The organism is Bradyrhizobium sp. CCGUVB4N, assembly GCF_024199945.1.
Lineage (GTDB): Bacteria > Pseudomonadota > Alphaproteobacteria > Rhizobiales > Xanthobacteraceae > Bradyrhizobium.
Window position 1 is genome coordinate 8,275,894 of the sequence record NZ_JANADP010000001.1, and the last position, 15,622, is coordinate 8,291,515.

Consider the following 15,622-nt stretch of genomic DNA (forward strand, 5'->3'; position numbering starts at 1 on the left):
GTGAAGGCCTAAGAAAGATCCAGTCGGACCGAAGGGTCTGCCCAAGGATGGCCAGCTCTCCCGGGCTTCGTGATGCCCGGTCATGTCGCGACGCGTGTCTGCGTTGCGACGGAGGAGCAATGAGGGGGAGTTTCCCGATGGCCAATACGGGAACAGTTAAGTTTTTTAACGGCGAGCGCGGCTACGGTTTTATCAAACCGGACGACGGCGGTCGCGATGTATTCGTTCACATCACCGCTGTTGAGCGGGCGGGACTAAAAGACCTTGCCGAAGGACAGCGTATCACTTTCGAAGTCGAACCGGACAAGAAGGGGAAGGGGCCGAAGGCGGTCAATCTCGTGATCCTTTCGTAGCGGACCTTTCCCAAAACACCTGGCGCAAAAAAAGTCCCGGCCGCGAGCGGCCGGGAGACTGTTGTCCGGTATTTTCTTATTTGGCTATCAGAAGTGATAGTTCACGCCTGCGCGAACAACGCTGGCGCTATAGCCGTTTGACACGCCTGTAATTGCGAACTGGCTCGACGACAGATCGATGTAGAGATATTCGAGCTTCGCGCTCCAGTTCGGCGCGAAGCCGACTTCCGCGCCGACGCCCGCGGTCCAGCCGGCGGTGGTGTGCGATTCCGTCCAGCCGAAGGTCTGCGCACGCAGCTCGCCGAAAGCGAGGCCGGCGGTGCCGTAGACCAGGACGTTGCTGAAGGCATAGCCGGCGCGACCGCGCAGCGTGCCGAACCAGGGATTGGAGAACTTCCACGGCGCGAAAGTATCGTCGGCGCCGGCTGCCTGGATGTCGCCCTCGACGCCGAACACCCACGGGCCGTTCTGGAAATTGTAGCCTGCCTGCACGCCGCCGACGAAGCCGGAGGGCTTTACGGACGTGTTGCTGACCGAGCCCCATTCATAGCCGAGATTGGCGCCGAGATACGGGCCGGCCCAGCTATAGCCATTGAGCGGCTGATTGACGGTATAGGGCGCACGCTGCCCGTAACTGAGATCGGCGGCCTCTGCCGACGCCGTCCAGCCGGCTGCAACCAACGCGGCTGCGCCCACAACGAGCCTCTTCATCACACACTCCAACGCAACTTGCCGCAACCAGACGCGATGCCCGCGCCGCCGCGCAAGGCCAGACCGCATGGTTACGGAACCACCACTTTTTCGCGTAAGATTTATCGAGAGTTTTAAGTTAAAGGGCTGTTAAGACCCGTTACCGCGCTGTTAACAGACTTAAGGAAGCGTTACCGGGACCTGCGCCGCCATCCTGTGCGTGCGGCACGGCCGGAACTTCAAATCGGCTCCCCCAGCGCCTAAATTCGCACCATGGTTCACGATTCCACCGACAATCCGGACGACCGCGCGCGCAAGTCGCCGCGCGCTGCGAGCTCCGACGTCCCGCCCCAGGAGACTTCGCACGAGACAGCGCCGCCCGACCTCGATCCCGCCACCAGCGGCGGCGATGACGAGGACGACGGCCGGCTGCCGGATATCCTGGAAGAGAGCGGCGCGATCGGCGAAGAGCCGCTGGCAACCGGTCACGAGGCGATCGAGCGCGCGGTCCGCCTCGCGCCGACCTCGCCCGGCGTCTATCGCATGCTCAGTGCGAATGCCGACGTGCTCTATGTCGGCAAGGCCAAGAACGTCAAAAAGCGCCTGTCCAACTATGCGCGCCAGAGTGCGCCGCTGCCGGCGCGCATCCTGCGCATGATCGCGGCCACGGTGACCGTGGAGATCGTCTCGACCACGACCGAGACCGAGGCGCTGCTGCTGGAGGCCAACCTCATCAAGCAGCTGCGGCCGCGCTTCAACGTGCAGCTCCGCGACGACAAATCGTTTCCCTACATCCTGATCACCGGCGACCATTGGGCACCGCAGATCCTGAAGCATCGCGGCGCGCAGACCCGCCCCGGGCGCTATTTCGGCCCGTTCGCCTCCGCCGGCGCCGTCAACCGCACCATCACCGCCTTGCAGCGCGCATTCCTGATCCGCTCCTGCACGGATTCCTTCTTCGAGAGCCGCACCCGGCCCTGCCTGCTCTACCAGATCCGCCGTTGCGCCGGCCCCTGCACCCGCGAGATCGACTTTCCCGGCTACACCACGCTGGTGCGCGAGGCGACCGACTTCCTGTCCGGCAAGAGCCAGGCGGTGAAGCAGGAGCTCGCAGGCGAAATGGAGAAGGCCTCCGGCGAGCTCGAATTCGAGAGCGCCGCGCTCTATCGTGATCGCCTCGCCGCGCTGTCGGCGATCCAGTCGCAGCAGGGCATCAATCCGCGCACGGTGGAAGAAGCCGACGTGTTCGCCATCCATCAGGAAGGCGGCTTCTCCTGCGTCGAAGTGTTCTTCTTCCGCACCGGCCAGAACTGGGGCAACCGCGCCTATTTTCCGCGCGCGGAAAAGACCTTCACGCCGGAGGAAGTGCTGGGCTCCTTCCTCGCCCAGTTCTACGACGACAAGCCGCCGCCGAAGAGCATCCTGCTCTCGCACGAGATCGAGGAGATGGAGCTTCTCGCCAATGCGCTGTCGATCAAGGCCGGCCACAAGGTCGAGGTCGTCGCGCCCAAGCGCGGCGAGAAGAAGGAGCTCGTCACCCACGCGCTGACCAATGCGCGCGAGGCGCTCGGCCGCAAGCTCGCGGATACCGCGACCCAGAGCCGCCTGCTCGACGCCATGGCCACGACGCTGAGCCTGCCCCATGCGCCCAAGCGCATCGAGGTCTACGACAACAGCCACATCCAGGGCACCAATGCGGTCGGCGCCATGATCGTCGCAGGCCCCGATGGCTTCGTCAAAAACCAGTACCGCAAGTTCAACATCAAGTCGGAAGGGATCACGCCGGGCGACGACTTCGCCATGATGCGCGAGGTGCTGGAGCGCCGCTTCAAGCGCCTGATCAACCCACCTGAAGAGGGCGCGGCCAAAGCCAAGGACGACGACTTCCCGCAATGGCCCGACCTCGTCATCATCGACGGCGGCCGCGGCCAGCTCAACGCCGTCCGGGAGATCTTCACCAATCTCGGCCTGACCCAGGTGTCGCTGATGTCGGTCGCCAAGGGGCCGGACCGGGATGCCGGCCGCGAGACCCTGTTCATGCCGGAGCGCGAGGCGATCAAGCTGGAGCCGCGCGACCCCGTGCTCTATTTCATCCAGCGCCTGCGGGACGAGGCCCACCGCTTCGTCATCGGCTCGCACCGCAAGCTGCGCAAGAAGGACATTCGCGAGGCCGGTTTGCAGGAAATTCCTGGCATCGGCCCGTCACGCAAACGTGCCTTGCTGCACCATTTCGGAACCCTGAAGGAGATCGAACGCGCCTCGATCGCCGATCTCGGCAAGGTTCCTGGGGTGAGCGCCGAGAGCGCCCGCAGGATATTCGACTATTTCCATCCCCAGCCGGGGTGAACTAAAGGGGCTGTAGTCATATGGTCGTCGCATCCCGCACCCCAATTGGGGACGGACGGTTGACCTTCAGGCTCGAGCGGTATTGGTAGGACGGATGAACATCGCCACGACACGAGGGACCACCAGCCGCGCGATGTCCCTCCCGAACATCCTGACCTATGGCCGGATCGCCGCGATCCCGGTCGTGGTCGGATGCATCTATGCGCAGTCCATCATGGACTACCCGCTGTGGCTGCGCTGGGTCGCGGTCGCGATCTTTATCGGCGCTGCGGTGACGGATTATCTCGACGGCTATTACGCACGGATCTGGAATCAGCAATCGGCGTTCGGCCGGATGCTCGACCCGATCGCCGACAAGCTGCTGGTCGCCTCCTGCCTGCTGATGCTGGCCGCCGACGGGATCATCCATGGCTGGTCGCTGTGGGCCGCCATCGTGATCCTGTGCCGCGAGATCCTGGTGTCGGGTCTGCGCGAATATCTCGCCGCGCTGCGTGTCAGCGTGCCCGTGACCAAGCTCGCCAAATGGAAGACCACGGTCCAGCTCGTCGCCATCGGCTTCCTGCTCGCCGGCCCGGCCGGCGATGAGGTCGTCCCCATGGTCTCGCTGATCGGCCTCATCCTGCTGTGGGCCTCGGCGATCCTGACCATGTACACCGGCTACGACTATTTCCGCGCCGGCATCCATCACCTCATCAAGGAGGATGAGGGATGAAGGTAAAATACTTCGCCTGGGTGCGCGAGCGCGTCGGCAAGGCCGAGGAGACGATCGAGCCGCCCGCGACGGTGCGCACCGTCGAGGAGCTGATCGCCTGGCTATCCGGTCAAAGCGAGGCTTACGCCTATGCGTTCGAGAAGCCGACGGTGATCCGCACCGCGATCGACCACGCCCACGTCAAGGCCGACGCCGCGATCGCGGGCGCCCGCGAGATCGCATTCTTCCCGCCGATGACCGGCGGCTAGGCCATGACTTCCCCCGTCACCACCTGCCCCGTTGCCATCCGCATCCAGGAAGACGATTTCGACATCGCGCGCGAGATCGCGCTCCTGACCGCGAGCCGCACCGACATCGGTGCGGTCGTCAGCTTCTCCGGCATCTGTCGCGCCGACGAGGACAGTTCGAAGATCGCGGCGCTCACGCTCGAGCATTATCCTGATATGGCCGAGGAAGAAATCAAGCGCCACGTCGACGAGGCCATTTCGCGCTGGCCGCTCAACGGCGTCACGGTCATCCATCGCGTCGGGCGGTTCATGCCCGGCCAGAACATCGTGCTGGTGCTCACCGCCTCGCAACACCGAAGGGCGGCGTTCGAGGCGGCCGAGTTCCTGATGGATTATCTCAAGACCAGCGCACCGTTCTGGAAGAAGGAAGAGAGCGCCACCGGCACCGGCTGGGTCGAGGCCCACGCCCGTGACGACGAGGCCGCCGCACGCTGGACCAAATCCTGATGGCAAAAGCATCCAAGAGGCCCGCGCGAAGCCGCGCCGCCCCGAAACTCGCGAAGGTCGGCCGTGGCGAGTTGCTGACGCTGCTCGATTTCGTCCGCTATGCGGTCAGCCGTTTCGTCGAGGCGAAACTCGCCTTCGCCCACGGCACGACCGATCCGGTCGCCGAAGCCGCCTTCCTGGTCTGCGAGGCCCTGCACCTGCATCCCGATCAGTTCGAGAGCTTTGCGCATGCCCGCGTCACCGCCGCGGAAGGCAAGACCTTGCTCGACCTGATCCATCGGCGCGTGACCACACGCAAACCGACGGCCTATCTCGTCAACAAGATCTATATGCGCGGCCTGCCCTTCTATGTCGACGAGCGCGTCATCGTTCCGCGCTCCTTCATCGGCGAGCTGCTGGATTCGCATTTCGGCGGCGACGGCGAAGCGGGGTCGCTGATCGACGATCCCACGGCCGTCGAGCGCGTGCTCGATCTCTGCACGGGATCGGGATGTCTTGCGATCCTCGGCGCCTATCATTTCCCGAATGCCATGGTCGATGCCGTCGACATCTCCAAGGGCGCGCTCGAAGTCGCCGCGCGCAACGTCGGGGAACATGGGCTGGAAGAGCGGATCACGCTGCATCGGGGCGATCTGTTCGCGCCGCTCGGCGCCAACAAATATGATCTGATCATCACCAACCCGCCCTACGTCGACGCGGAAGGCATGGCGGCCTTGCCGCCGGAATGCCGGGCCGAGCCGAAGCTTGCCTTCGACGGCGGCCTGGACGGCCTCGACGTGGTCCGCCGTATCCTGCACGAAGCGCCCAACCATCTCACTCCCGATGGCGGCCTGCTTTGCGAGATCGGCCGCGGCCGCGAGCTGGTCGACGAGGCCTTTCCGGAACTGCCGCTGCTCTGGCTCGACACGGAAGATTCCGAGGGCGAGGTGTTCTGGATCGCGGCAGCCGATCTCGGCTGATCCGCCACGCGCCGGCCCGCTCCGGCGGAACAAGTCAAATTCCGCCACGTTCATCCCCCGACCAATGTCTCGCTCTCGGAGGATGTCCGCATGCTCGCGCCATCGGGCGAATTGCTGCGCGCCGGCATGGCGCTGAAACTCAACCATCTCAAGCGCGCGGCGCAGTCCTATCTGCGTGACCGCACCAGCCAGACCACCGGGCGCGTGACGTCCTACGCGGTCGCTGCGGGACTGTTCGCGGTGGCCGGACTGTTCCTGATTGCGGCCTTCTTTGTCGGCCTGATCGCGCTCTACCGCTGGATCGCCATCACCTACGGACAATTCTGGGGCTTTGGTGCCGTTGCGGCCGTGCTGCTGGTGCTGGCCGCAGCCTGCGCCGGGATTGCCATGGCCCAGATGAACCGCCGCACACGACCGATCGTGCCGCTCGCCAGCCGCATGCGCGTGGCGATCGCCACGCCGCGGATCCCGCGCGGGACGGTCAAGCAGGCGGTCAAGGAGGTCGCGACGACGATCCCATTGGTACCGCTCGCGCCGGGCGAACGCGGCCGGGACGGCAAGACCTTCCCGGCTCGGACCAACCGCCCCGTGCAGCTTGGCCTGATGCTTGCCGCGATCGGATTGCTGGGCTTCACAGCCGCGCGCAGGCGACGCCACGGTCACAGACTGGACGCCTGACATGCGTGTGCGGCACAGCGAGCAGCTCGACTCCTGGTTGCTGGTCGCCGCCACGGCAGTTTTCGTCCTCACCGCGGAGCGCTACTTTCAGGAATCGGGGCTCGTCCGGCCGGGACCGCCACAGGATCATCGCAACAACGAAGCGAATTCGCCGGAAACGAGTCCCGCAAACGCAGCCATGCAGCCCGGCCACGGCCGCCGCTCGATAAGCCCGTTTGCGATTCCCTGGTCGGGCTGGAAGGACATCCTCTGGCGCACCTATCAACGCATCGACGACGATCGCCTGCTGGCGACCGCAGGGGGCGTCGTCTTCTTCGGTCTGCTCGCGATTTTTCCCGCGGTGACCGCGCTCGTCTCGTCCTACGGGCTGTTCGCCGATCCCTCGACCATCAGTGACAATCTGCAGACGCTCGCGATGATGCTGCCCCAGGGCACGTTCCAGATCGTCGAGGATCAGGTCGCGCGCGTGGTTTCGAAAGGCAACACGGCGCTGGGGGCGACTTTCGTGTTCGGCCTGGTGCTCGCAATCTGGAGTGCCAATGCCGGCGTCAAATCCATCTTCGACGCCCTCAACGTCGCCTACGAGGAGCGTGAGAAGCGCGGCTTCATCAAGCTGAACCTGATTTCCCTGTCCTTCACGGTCGGCGGAATTGTCGCGCTCCTGCTGATGGTGGCCGCCGTGGTCGCGTTCCCGCTTGCGCTCGATCACCTCGGCATTGCGCCCGAGAGCAAGCTGATCGCCGCGCTGGCGCGCTGGCCGCTGTTGCTGGTCATCCTGCTGGCGGCGCTCGCCGTCCTCTACCGCTTCGCGCCCAGCCGCGATGCGCCGCGCTGGCAATGGCTGAGCATCGGCGCGGTGACGGCCGCCCTGCTCTGGATCGCCGGCTCGGCGCTGCTGTCCTGGTATCTCTCGGCGTTTGCCAATTACAACGCGACCTACGGCTCGCTTGGGGCGGCGATCGGTCTGATGACGTGGATGTGGATGTCGGCGATCGTCATCATGTTCGGCGCGGAGCTCAATTCGGAGGTCGAACGGCAGACCTTGCGGGATACGACCACCGGTCGGCCCAAGCCGCTCGGCAGCCGCGACGCCGTTTCGGCCGACACGGTCGGCGCCGCCGCACCGTCTTGACTCGGCGCTCGCCGCCCTCGGTCGCTATCCCCCCGAATCAACAATGATGTTAGGGTTGCGCATGCTTGGGGAGCATGAGGCGTGACGGGTGCGATTTGCAGCCCGTGTTTTCCCGGGTGAGGCAGCCAGCTCTTGAGGCGTAACGCGCGACATGATTCGCATTTCGACGATTTTCATCGCCATCTGCATGGTTCTGGTCGCGGCCTCGCTCGGGCTCGTGCTCTACGCGGTCGCCGGCATCAGCGGAACCGAATCCGCGATCGTGGCGCTGACCGCGCTGACCTTCCTGATCCTCTACAACGCAGTCTCGATGCGGTTGCGCGACCGCAGCGACGTCGGCGGCCAGATCGCCGACCTGTCGCGCGGCACCGCCGACCTCGCCCGCCAGGTCGCCGAGTTCGGCCGCCGGCTCGCCGCGATGGAGGGCCGCATCGCCTCGTCCAATTCGACCAATTCCGATCGTGTGCAGTCGGTGGTCGGCGAGATCAACGAGCTCGGCGGGCTGGTCAGGCAGCTTGCCGCCACCGTGTCGACCCATGAGGACCTGCTGGCCGGTCACGCGCCGGCCCCCGCTGCGGTCGCCAGATTGGAGCCGGAAGCGCCGGTCGACCTGATTGCCCCCTTCGAGGAGCGGCCGGCCGCTCCTCCCCCGCTTCCCGCGCCGCCGCCGCGGCCGACCCCGCCGGCCGTCCAGACCCAGACCGCCAGTGCCGTTTCGACGGCCAACGGCCGCAACCAGACCCAGATGCTGGCGACGTTGCGCAATGCCATCGACGAGAACCGCATCGACATCTTCCTCCAGCCGATGGTGACGCTGCCGCAGCGCAAGGTCCGCTTCTACGAGGCCGTGACCCGGGTGCGCGACGAGCGCGACCAGCTGATTGCCGCAGAAGAGTTCATCAGCATCGCCGAGGCCTCCGGGCTGATCGGACGCATCGACAACATGGTGTTGCTGCGCTGTGTCCAGGTGCTGCGCCGGCTGATGGTGCGCAACAAGGATGTCGGCGTGTTCTGTAACGTCGCGGCCTCGACCCTCGGCAATTCCACCACCTTCGCGCAATGCCTCGACTTCCTCGAGGCCAACCGGGCGCTCGCGCCATCGCTGGTGCTGGAGTTCAAGCAGTCGACCTTCCGCGGCCTCGGCCCTGCAGAGACCGAGAATCTCGCGGCCCTCGCGCAGCGCGGCTTCCGCTTCTCGATCGACCATGTCACCGACTTGCGGATCGAGCCGCGCGAGCTCGCCGACCGCGGCGTGCGCTTCATCAAGGTCCCGGCCTCGCTGCTGCTCGACCCGAGGCAGGCCTCGACTTCGGACATTCATCCCTCCGACCTGTCCGACCTGCTCGGCCGCTTCGGCATCGATTTGATTGCTGAACGGATCGAGGGCGAGCGCGCAGTGGTCGACTTGCTCGACTATGACGTGCGCTTCGGCCAGGGCTTTCTGTTCGCGCCGCCCCGGCCATTGCGGCCCGAGGGGGCATCTGCTACCGGCGGAGCCGCGTCGAACCCGACGCAGGACATTCAGGGATCCAATGGTTCCGGTACACCCAGCGCAAGCCCAACATCAGCCGCGACGCCTGCCACCCCGTCACAGCGCATCACCGGCAACGCGGCGCTGGCGCGCCGCATCTGATCGGCCTCACGCATCATGACCACGCTGCATTTCGCCCAAAGCCTGCGCGAACTCGTGGGCGGGGTCGACGTCGTGCTCAGCGACATCTGGGGCGTCGTCCATAACGGGCTGGAATCCTTCCCCGAGGCCTGCGAGGCGCTGCACACCTATCGCAGCCGTGGCGGTACGGTGATCCTGATCACCAACGCGCCGCGCCCGGCCGACTCCGTGCAGCGGCAATTGCGCAAGCTCGGCGTCGCCGATGAGACCTATGACGCGATCGTCTCCTCCGGCGATCTGACGCGACTCTATGTCGCCGAGCACCCCGGCCGAAAAATGTTCTGGCTCGGCCCCGAGCGCGACAATTCGATCTATCGCGGCCTCGATGCAAAGACCGCGCCGCTGGAAGAGGCCGACTACATCGTCTGCACCGGCCTCTATGACGACGAGACCGAGACCGCGGAGGATTATCGCGGCATGATGCTGAAGGCGCGCGAGCGCAAGCTGACGCTGGTCTGCGCCAACCCCGACATCGTGGTCGAGCGCGGCGACCGGCTGATCTATTGCGCCGGCGCGATTGCCGAGCTGTATCGCGAGCTTGGCGGCGAGGTGATCTTCTACGGCAAGCCGCACCGGCCGATCTACGAGCGCGCGATGCGTCTGGCCGGCGAACGCCAGGGCCACCCGATCGACCGGAAAAAGGTGCTGGCGATCGGCGATTCCGTCCGCACCGACCTGACCGGCGCGCGTGAATTCGGCATCGACTGCCTGTTCGTCACCCGCGGCATCCATGCCGAGGAGTTCGAGGGCCTCGACCAGCTCGATCCCAAGTCAGTGACGGAATTGTTCGGTCACCCGCCGAAGGCGCTGATGCGCGAATTGAAGTGGTGATCAAAGCGGCCTGACGTGGGGCCGGCTTAGACGAATTGCCGAGTGCCGACGTGGCCGGGCTTGACCCGGCCATTCACGCCTTCTCTCGCAGACCCCAACAACGTGGATGCCCGGGACAAGCCCGGGCATGACGATCCTATTGGAAGATTGTTTGTCCGGCCTCGAAGCGCGCTTACGCGCTCGCCATGTCCGGGAAGACCGCCTCGATCTTGGTCTTCAGCGTCGCCGCATTGAACGGCTTGACGATGTAGTTGTTCACGCCGGCCTTCTTGGCCGCGATCACGTTCTCGGTCTTCGATTCCGCCGTGATCATGATGAAGGGCGTGGTGGCGAGGTTGGGATCTGCCCGCACTTCGCGCAGCAGGTCGTAACCCGTCATCGGCTCCATGTTCCAGTCGGAAATCACGAGCCCATACTTCTTGCCGCGCATCTTGTTCAGCGCCGCCGAACCGTCGCTGGCATCATCGATATTCTCGAAGCCAAGCTGCTTCAGCAGATTCCGGATGATACGGATCATGGTGCTGTAGTCATCCACCACCAGAACCGACATCGACAAATCAACCGCCATCTCGACTCCCCCAACGCATACCCAGGAAATATTTACGATCGGACCTGACGGGACGGCGCCCCGCAGTTCCACGTTTCAAGGACTAGCACCAAGGCTTTAAACAGCGCGTTAATCGGGGCGGCCTTCGAAAGATTGAATCGTGTTCAGCGCGACCACCCCTCCCGCTTGACTTCATCGGCCGGGTCACGCCACGGTCCCGGCCGGTCCCGCCGGCTCGAGAATTCCCCTGATGGCCCCGCAATTTACCGTTATCCGCGATACCACGCCGGATTCCGCCATCCTGAAGGGGGCGGTGGTCGCCATGGGCAATTTCGACGGGGTCCATCTCGGCCACCGGGCCGTCATTGCAGCCGCCCTGGAAATGGGCCGACTGCATGGCCGCCCTGCGCTGGCGCTGACCTTCGAACCGCATCCGCGCCGGTTTTTCAGTCCCAACACCCCGCAATTCCGCCTGACGGACGAACGCGCCAAGCTGCGGCTTCTGGCCGGGACCGGGCTTGCCGGTGCCGTGGTCATGACCTTCGACAAGGCCCGCGCCGGCACCAGTGCGCAGGACTTCATTCACCATGACCTGATCGAGCGCCTCGGCGTCAGCGGGATCGCGGTCGGCTACGACTTCCATTTCGGCAAAGGACGCGTCGGCTCGCCCGGCCTTTTGGTCAACGAGGCCCCCCGGCTGGGCATCGAGGTCGATGTACAGCCGCATGTCGATATCGACGAGCGGCCGGTCTCCTCCAGTGCGATCCGGATCGCCCTCGCCGAGGGGCTCATCGACGAGGCCACCACCATGCTGGGCGCGCCCTGGTTCATCACCGGCGAGGTCATTCATGGCGAGAAGCGCGGCCGCGACCTCGGCTATCCCACCGCCAACATCCGGCTCGACGCCAATTGCGGCCTGAAGCATGGCATCTATGCCGTGCGGGTCGGCCGCGGGCCCGAGCGTCTGAACGGGGTGGCGAGCTTCGGCCGCCGGCCGACCTTTGATGATGGCGCGCCGCTGCTCGAAATCTTCCTGTTCGACTTCAAGGGCGACCTTTACGGGCAGGCGCTGGACTGCGCCTTTGTCGGCTTCATCCGCGAGGAGCTGAAATTCAACGATATTGAAGCCCTGATCCGCCAGATGGACGACGATTCCGCCCGCGCCCGCGCCATCCTGGCCGCCGCCCCGGACGCTTTTCCGCAGCTCGGGACCGTCGATTGAGGGGGCCCGAGCCGGCCGGCAGGACCTTTGCGCTTCCCTTTTGCGCTTCCCCTTTTGCGCTTCCCTTGGCCCCCTGCTATGGAGAGCCCATGTTTGCGCGGCGCATCATAGGGATTAGCGGCCCGGCTTCCGCCTGAGCCTTCGGCTCGGCGCAAGACCGGGATTTTGTCGTTTCACCCCGCGATTCCGCATCGCCATCCGTTCCCGCGCCATTCCGAGCCAGTCAGCCTCATGTCCGAAAAGCCGCAGAAGTCCCAAAAGTCTGAAGCCAAAGACTATTCGAAGACCCTGTTCCTGCCGCAGACCGAATTCCCGATGCGCGCCGGCCTGCCGCAGCGCGAGCCGGAAATCCTCAAGCGCTGGTACGAGATCGGCCTCTACGAAAAGCTGCGCGAGAACGCGAAGGGCCGCGACAAGTTCGTGCTGCACGACGGACCGCCCTATGCCAACGGCAACATCCACATCGGCACGGCGCTGAACAAGATCCTCAAGGATCTCGTCACCAAGAGCCAGCAGATGCTGGGCTTCGATTCCAACTACGTGCCCGGCTGGGACTGCCACGGTCTGCCGATCGAGTGGAAGGTCGAGGAAGAGCACTATCGCAAGAAGGGCAAGCAGAAGCCCGACTTCCGCGACTCAACCGCGATGATCGACTTCCGCAAGGAGTGCCGCGCCTATGCCACGCACTGGCTCAACGTGCAGCGCGAGGAGTTCAAGCGTCTCGGCGTGATCGGCGACTGGGCTCATCCCTACGCCACCATGAACTATCCGGCCGAAGCCCAGATCGCGCGCGAGCTGATGAAGTTCGCCGCCAACGGCACGCTGTATCGCGGCTCCAAGCCGGTGATGTGGAGCGTGGTCGAGAAAACCGCGCTCGCCGAAGCCGAGGTCGAGTACGAGGACTACACCTCCGACATGGTCTGGGTGAAATTCCCGGTCACCTCGCCGGCGCATGGCGCGCTGGCCTCGGCCAGCGTCGTGATCTGGACCACCACACCCTGGACCTTGCCCGGCAACCGCGCGATCTCGTTCTCGCCGAAGATCGCCTATGGCCTCTACAAGGTGACGGACGCTCCGGCGGATAATTGGGCCAAGACCGGCGATCTGCTGATCCTCGCCGATGCGCTCGCCGCAGAGGTTTTCAAGCAAGCACGTGTCACTGCCTTCGAGAAGGTGCGCGACATCCCCGGCGACACCATGGACGCGATCGAATGCGCCCATCCGCTGAAGGGCCTCGCCGGCGGCTATGACTTCATCGTGCCGCTGCTGTCCGGCGACCATGTCACCGACGACACCGGCACCGGCTTCGTCCACACCGCGCCCAGCCATGGCCGCGAAGACTTCGACGTCTGGACGGTGAATACCCGCGAGCTCGATGCCCGCGGCATCAACAGCGCGATCCCCTACACCGTCGACGAGAACGGCGCCTATACCGACCACGCGCCGGGTTTTGCGGGCAAGCGCGTCATCAACGACAAGGGTGAGAAGGGTGACGCCAACGAGGCCGTGATCAAGGCGCTCGTCGACAAGGGCATGCTGCTCGCGCGCGGCCGGCTCAAGCACCAATATCCGCATTCCTGGCGCTCGAAGAAGCCGGTGATCTTCCGCAACACGCCGCAATGGTTCATCGCGATGGACAAGGACATCGCGGCCAACGGCAAGGCGAAGAGCGGCGACACGCTGCGCGCCCGCGCGCTGCACGCGATCTCGGTGACGCAATGGGTTCCGCCGTCAGGCGAGAACCGCATCAATGGCATGATCGAGGCGCGCCCCGACTGGGTGATCTCGCGCCAGCGCGCCTGGGGCGTGCCGATCGCCGTGTTCGTCCGCGAGAAGGGCGACGGCTCCGCCGAGATCCTCCAGGACGAGGCCGTCAACACCCGTATCGGCGACGCCTTCGAAAAGGAAGGCGCGGATGCCTGGTACGCCACGGGCGCGCGCGAGCGCTTCCTCGGACCGCATGCCGGCGAGAACTGGCAGAAGGTCGACGACATTCTCGACGTCTGGTTCGATTCCGGTTCGACGCACGCCTTCGTGCTTGAAGACCCCGTGCAATTCCCCGGCCTCGCCGGCATCAAGCGCAAGGTCGACGGCGGCACCGACACCGTGATGTACCTCGAAGGCTCGGACCAGCATCGCGGCTGGTTCCACTCTTCGCTGCTGGAAAGCTGCGGCACCCGCGGTCGCGCGCCCTATGACATCGTGCTGACCCACGGCTTCACCCAGGCCGAGGACGGCCGCAAGATGTCGAAGTCGCTCGGCAACACCATCGAGCCGCAGTCCGTCATCAAGGAATCCGGCGCCGACATCCTGAGGCTCTGGGTCGCGTCCTGCGACTATACTGACGATCAGCGCATCGGCCCCGAGATCCTGAAGAATACGGTCGAGACCTATCGCAAGCTGCGCAACACCGTGCGCTGGATGCTCGGCACGCTGCATCACTACAAGCCGGCCGACGCGATCGCGCCCGCCGAGATGCCCGAGCTCGAGCGGCTGATGCTGCACGAGCTTGCGCTCCGCGCCGAATTGGTCCGCAAGGCCTATGAGACGTTCGACTTCAAGAACGTGGTCGCAACGCTGTCCGCCTTCCTGAACAGCGAGCTCTCGGCGTTCTATTTCGACATCCGCAAGGACACGCTCTATTGCGATCCGCCGTCCTCGCTGACGCGCAAGGCGGCGCTGACCACGATCGACCTGCTGTGCAACTCGATCCTGAAATGGCTGGCGCCGGTCCTGAGCTTCACCGCCGAGGAAGGCTGGCGGATGTACAGGCCGGACGCCGAAGCATCGGTGCATCTGACGCTGTTCCCGGAAGGTCTCGAAAAGCTTCGCGACGACAAGCTCGCCGCGAAGTGGGAGAGCATCCGCAACGTCCGCCGCGTCGTCACCGGCGCGCTGGAGCTCGAACGTGCCGCCAAGAACATCGGCTCCTCGCTCGAGGCCTCGCCGGTGATCTATGTCGCCGACCGCGACATGCTGGCGACGTTGTTCGACACCGATCTCGCCGAGATCTGCATCACCTCGGACTACGAGGTGCGTGAGGGCGAGGCGCCGGCCTCTGCATTCCGTCTCGATGCCGTGCCCGGCGTCGCGGTCGTGGTGGAGAAGGCCGTCGGCACCAAATGCGCCCGCTCCTGGAAGATCTCGCCGACCGTGGGTGAAGACCCTGAGTATCCCGACGTCACCCCGCGTGATGCCAAGGCGCTGCGCGAATGGAAGGCGTTGGGCGTGAGCGTCTGATCGGCCTGCCATGACCCCGCTCCGCGCCGGCATCCTCGCGGCCGTGGTCACGCTCGTGGCCGATCAGGCCTCAAAGCTCTGGCTGCTGAACGGGTTCGACCTTGCCCGCCGCGGCGTGGTGAAGGTGATGCCGTTCTTCGACCTGCTGCTGGCCTGGAACATCGGCATCAGCTTCGGCTGGCTCCAGAATGACGGTCAGGCCGCGCAGCTCGCGCTGATGGCGGTGAAGGTCGTCGCGGTGATCGCGCTCGCGATCTGGATGGCGCGGTCGCAGACCCGGCTCGCCACGGTGGCCCTGGGGCTGATCATCGGCGGTGCCATCGGCAATGGCATCGACCGCCTGGCCTATGGCGCGGTGGTCGATTTTGCCCTGTTCCACATCGAAATCGGCGGAATTACCTATAATTGGTACGTCTTTAACCTGGCAGACGTGGCCATCGTTGCTGGGGTGGCGGCCCTATTGTATGATTCCTTCCTGGGGGTACCCGCCGCAAAAGCGCCCTGAT

Annotated in this window: 15 protein-coding genes; 13 read left to right on the forward strand and 2 right to left on the reverse strand. The window is 65.0% G+C overall.

All coding sequences use genetic code 11. From position 1 onward, the window contains the following. Nucleotides 1-137 precede the first annotated feature (137 nt). Nucleotides 138-353 carry a cold-shock protein gene (locus NLM31_RS38595; RefSeq protein ID WP_027534220.1) on the forward strand — a complete coding sequence of 72 codons (216 nt, stop codon included), beginning with the start codon at nucleotides 138-140 and terminating at the stop codon, nucleotides 351-353. Nucleotides 354-440: 87 nt separating this feature from the next. On the opposite strand, the gene NLM31_RS38600 is transcribed toward NLM31_RS38595, so the two are convergent. Continuing rightward, nucleotides 441-1,064, reverse strand: coding sequence for an outer membrane protein (locus NLM31_RS38600; protein WP_254134396.1), 624 nt, complete (start codon nucleotides 1,062-1,064; stop codon nucleotides 441-443). 252 nt (nucleotides 1,065-1,316) lie between these two features. On the opposite strand from NLM31_RS38600, the gene uvrC reads away from it, so the two are divergent. From uvrC to NLM31_RS38645, 9 genes are all read left to right on the forward strand, one after another. Continuing rightward, complete coding sequence (gene uvrC / locus NLM31_RS38605) at nucleotides 1,317-3,389, forward strand: excinuclease ABC subunit UvrC (protein WP_254195626.1); 2,073 nt, start codon at nucleotides 1,317-1,319, stop codon at nucleotides 3,387-3,389. A gap of 94 nt (nucleotides 3,390-3,483) precedes the next feature. Beyond that, nucleotides 3,484-4,101, forward strand: coding sequence for a CDP-diacylglycerol--glycerol-3-phosphate 3-phosphatidyltransferase (gene pgsA / locus NLM31_RS38610; RefSeq protein ID WP_254134398.1), 618 nt, complete (start codon nucleotides 3,484-3,486; stop codon nucleotides 4,099-4,101). Next, complete coding sequence (moaD, locus tag NLM31_RS38615) at nucleotides 4,098-4,349, forward strand: molybdopterin converting factor subunit 1 (RefSeq protein WP_254195627.1); 252 nt, start codon at nucleotides 4,098-4,100, stop codon at nucleotides 4,347-4,349. Before pgsA ends, moaD begins: the two co-directional genes overlap by 4 nt. 3 nt (nucleotides 4,350-4,352) lie before the next feature. Then, nucleotides 4,353-4,835, forward strand: coding sequence for a molybdenum cofactor biosynthesis protein MoaE (locus NLM31_RS38620; protein ID WP_254195628.1), 483 nt, complete (start codon nucleotides 4,353-4,355; stop codon nucleotides 4,833-4,835). Continuing rightward, nucleotides 4,835-5,794, forward strand: a complete 960-nt coding sequence (prmB, locus tag NLM31_RS38625) for a 50S ribosomal protein L3 N(5)-glutamine methyltransferase (protein ID WP_254195629.1) — start codon at nucleotides 4,835-4,837, stop codon at nucleotides 5,792-5,794. Before NLM31_RS38620 ends, prmB begins: the two co-directional genes overlap by 1 nt. 90 nt (nucleotides 5,795-5,884) lie before the next feature. Then, nucleotides 5,885-6,472: a phage holin family protein gene (locus NLM31_RS38630; protein WP_254195630.1), complete on the forward strand. Its 588-nt coding sequence runs from the start codon at nucleotides 5,885-5,887 to the stop codon at nucleotides 6,470-6,472. Between the two features lies 1 nt (nucleotide 6,473). Then, entirely contained in the window at nucleotides 6,474-7,604 is a 1,131-nt protein-coding gene (locus NLM31_RS38635) for a YihY/virulence factor BrkB family protein (RefSeq protein ID WP_254195631.1), read from the forward strand. Between the two features lie 151 nt (nucleotides 7,605-7,755). Then, nucleotides 7,756-9,237 (forward strand): EAL domain-containing protein, encoded by a 1,482-nt coding sequence (locus tag NLM31_RS38640; protein ID WP_254195632.1) that lies wholly within the window; start codon nucleotides 7,756-7,758, stop codon nucleotides 9,235-9,237. Nucleotides 9,238-9,252: 15 nt separating this feature from the next. Continuing rightward, nucleotides 9,253-10,107 (forward strand): TIGR01459 family HAD-type hydrolase, encoded by an 855-nt coding sequence (locus NLM31_RS38645; RefSeq protein ID WP_254134405.1) that lies wholly within the window; start codon nucleotides 9,253-9,255, stop codon nucleotides 10,105-10,107. A gap of 172 nt (nucleotides 10,108-10,279) precedes the next feature. On the opposite strand, the gene NLM31_RS38650 is transcribed toward NLM31_RS38645, so the two are convergent. Beyond that, on the reverse strand, nucleotides 10,280-10,675 hold the full coding sequence (locus NLM31_RS38650) for a response regulator (RefSeq protein WP_007596883.1): 396 nt from the start codon (nucleotides 10,673-10,675) through the stop codon (nucleotides 10,280-10,282). A gap of 229 nt (nucleotides 10,676-10,904) precedes the next feature. On the opposite strand from NLM31_RS38650, the gene NLM31_RS38655 reads away from it, so the two are divergent. The 3 genes from NLM31_RS38655 to lspA all read left to right on the forward strand — a co-directional run bounded on the left by NLM31_RS38655 (nucleotide 10,905) and on the right by lspA (nucleotide 15,621). After that, a complete protein-coding gene (locus NLM31_RS38655) occupies nucleotides 10,905-11,876 on the forward strand; it encodes a bifunctional riboflavin kinase/FAD synthetase (protein ID WP_254195633.1) in 972 nt (323 codons plus the stop codon). 231 nt (nucleotides 11,877-12,107) lie between these two features. Continuing rightward, entirely contained in the window at nucleotides 12,108-15,116 is a 3,009-nt protein-coding gene (gene ileS, locus NLM31_RS38660; protein ID WP_254195634.1) for an isoleucine--tRNA ligase, read from the forward strand. A gap of 10 nt (nucleotides 15,117-15,126) precedes the next feature. Then, nucleotides 15,127-15,621 (forward strand): signal peptidase II, encoded by a 495-nt coding sequence (lspA, locus tag NLM31_RS38665; protein ID WP_254195635.1) that lies wholly within the window; start codon nucleotides 15,127-15,129, stop codon nucleotides 15,619-15,621. Nucleotide 15,622 lies beyond the last annotated feature (1 nt).

Bases quoted from the DNA above. Each gene is read 5' to 3' on its own strand.
- NLM31_RS38595 (WP_027534220.1), top strand. From the start codon at position 138: ATGGCCAATACGGGAACAGTTAAGTTTTTTAACGGCGAGCGCGGCTAC.
- NLM31_RS38600 (WP_254134396.1), bottom strand. From the start codon at position 1,064: ATGAAGAGGCTCGTTGTGGGCGCAGCCGCGTTGGTTGCAGCCGGCTGG.
- uvrC (WP_254195626.1), top strand. From the start codon at position 1,317: ATGGTTCACGATTCCACCGACAATCCGGACGACCGCGCGCGCAAGTCG.
- pgsA (WP_254134398.1), top strand. From the start codon at position 3,484: ATGAACATCGCCACGACACGAGGGACCACCAGCCGCGCGATGTCCCTC.
- moaD (WP_254195627.1), top strand. From the start codon at position 4,098: ATGAAGGTAAAATACTTCGCCTGGGTGCGCGAGCGCGTCGGCAAGGCC.
- NLM31_RS38620 (WP_254195628.1), top strand. From the start codon at position 4,353: ATGACTTCCCCCGTCACCACCTGCCCCGTTGCCATCCGCATCCAGGAA.
- prmB (WP_254195629.1), top strand. From the start codon at position 4,835: ATGGCAAAAGCATCCAAGAGGCCCGCGCGAAGCCGCGCCGCCCCGAAA.
- NLM31_RS38630 (WP_254195630.1), top strand. From the start codon at position 5,885: ATGCTCGCGCCATCGGGCGAATTGCTGCGCGCCGGCATGGCGCTGAAA.
- NLM31_RS38635 (WP_254195631.1), top strand. From the start codon at position 6,474: ATGCGTGTGCGGCACAGCGAGCAGCTCGACTCCTGGTTGCTGGTCGCC.
- NLM31_RS38640 (WP_254195632.1), top strand. From the start codon at position 7,756: ATGATTCGCATTTCGACGATTTTCATCGCCATCTGCATGGTTCTGGTC.
- NLM31_RS38645 (WP_254134405.1), top strand. From the start codon at position 9,253: ATGACCACGCTGCATTTCGCCCAAAGCCTGCGCGAACTCGTGGGCGGG.
- NLM31_RS38650 (WP_007596883.1), bottom strand. From the start codon at position 10,675: ATGGCGGTTGATTTGTCGATGTCGGTTCTGGTGGTGGATGACTACAGC.
- NLM31_RS38655 (WP_254195633.1), top strand. From the start codon at position 10,905: ATGGCCCCGCAATTTACCGTTATCCGCGATACCACGCCGGATTCCGCC.
- ileS (WP_254195634.1), top strand. From the start codon at position 12,108: ATGTCCGAAAAGCCGCAGAAGTCCCAAAAGTCTGAAGCCAAAGACTAT.
- lspA (WP_254195635.1), top strand. From the start codon at position 15,127: ATGACCCCGCTCCGCGCCGGCATCCTCGCGGCCGTGGTCACGCTCGTG.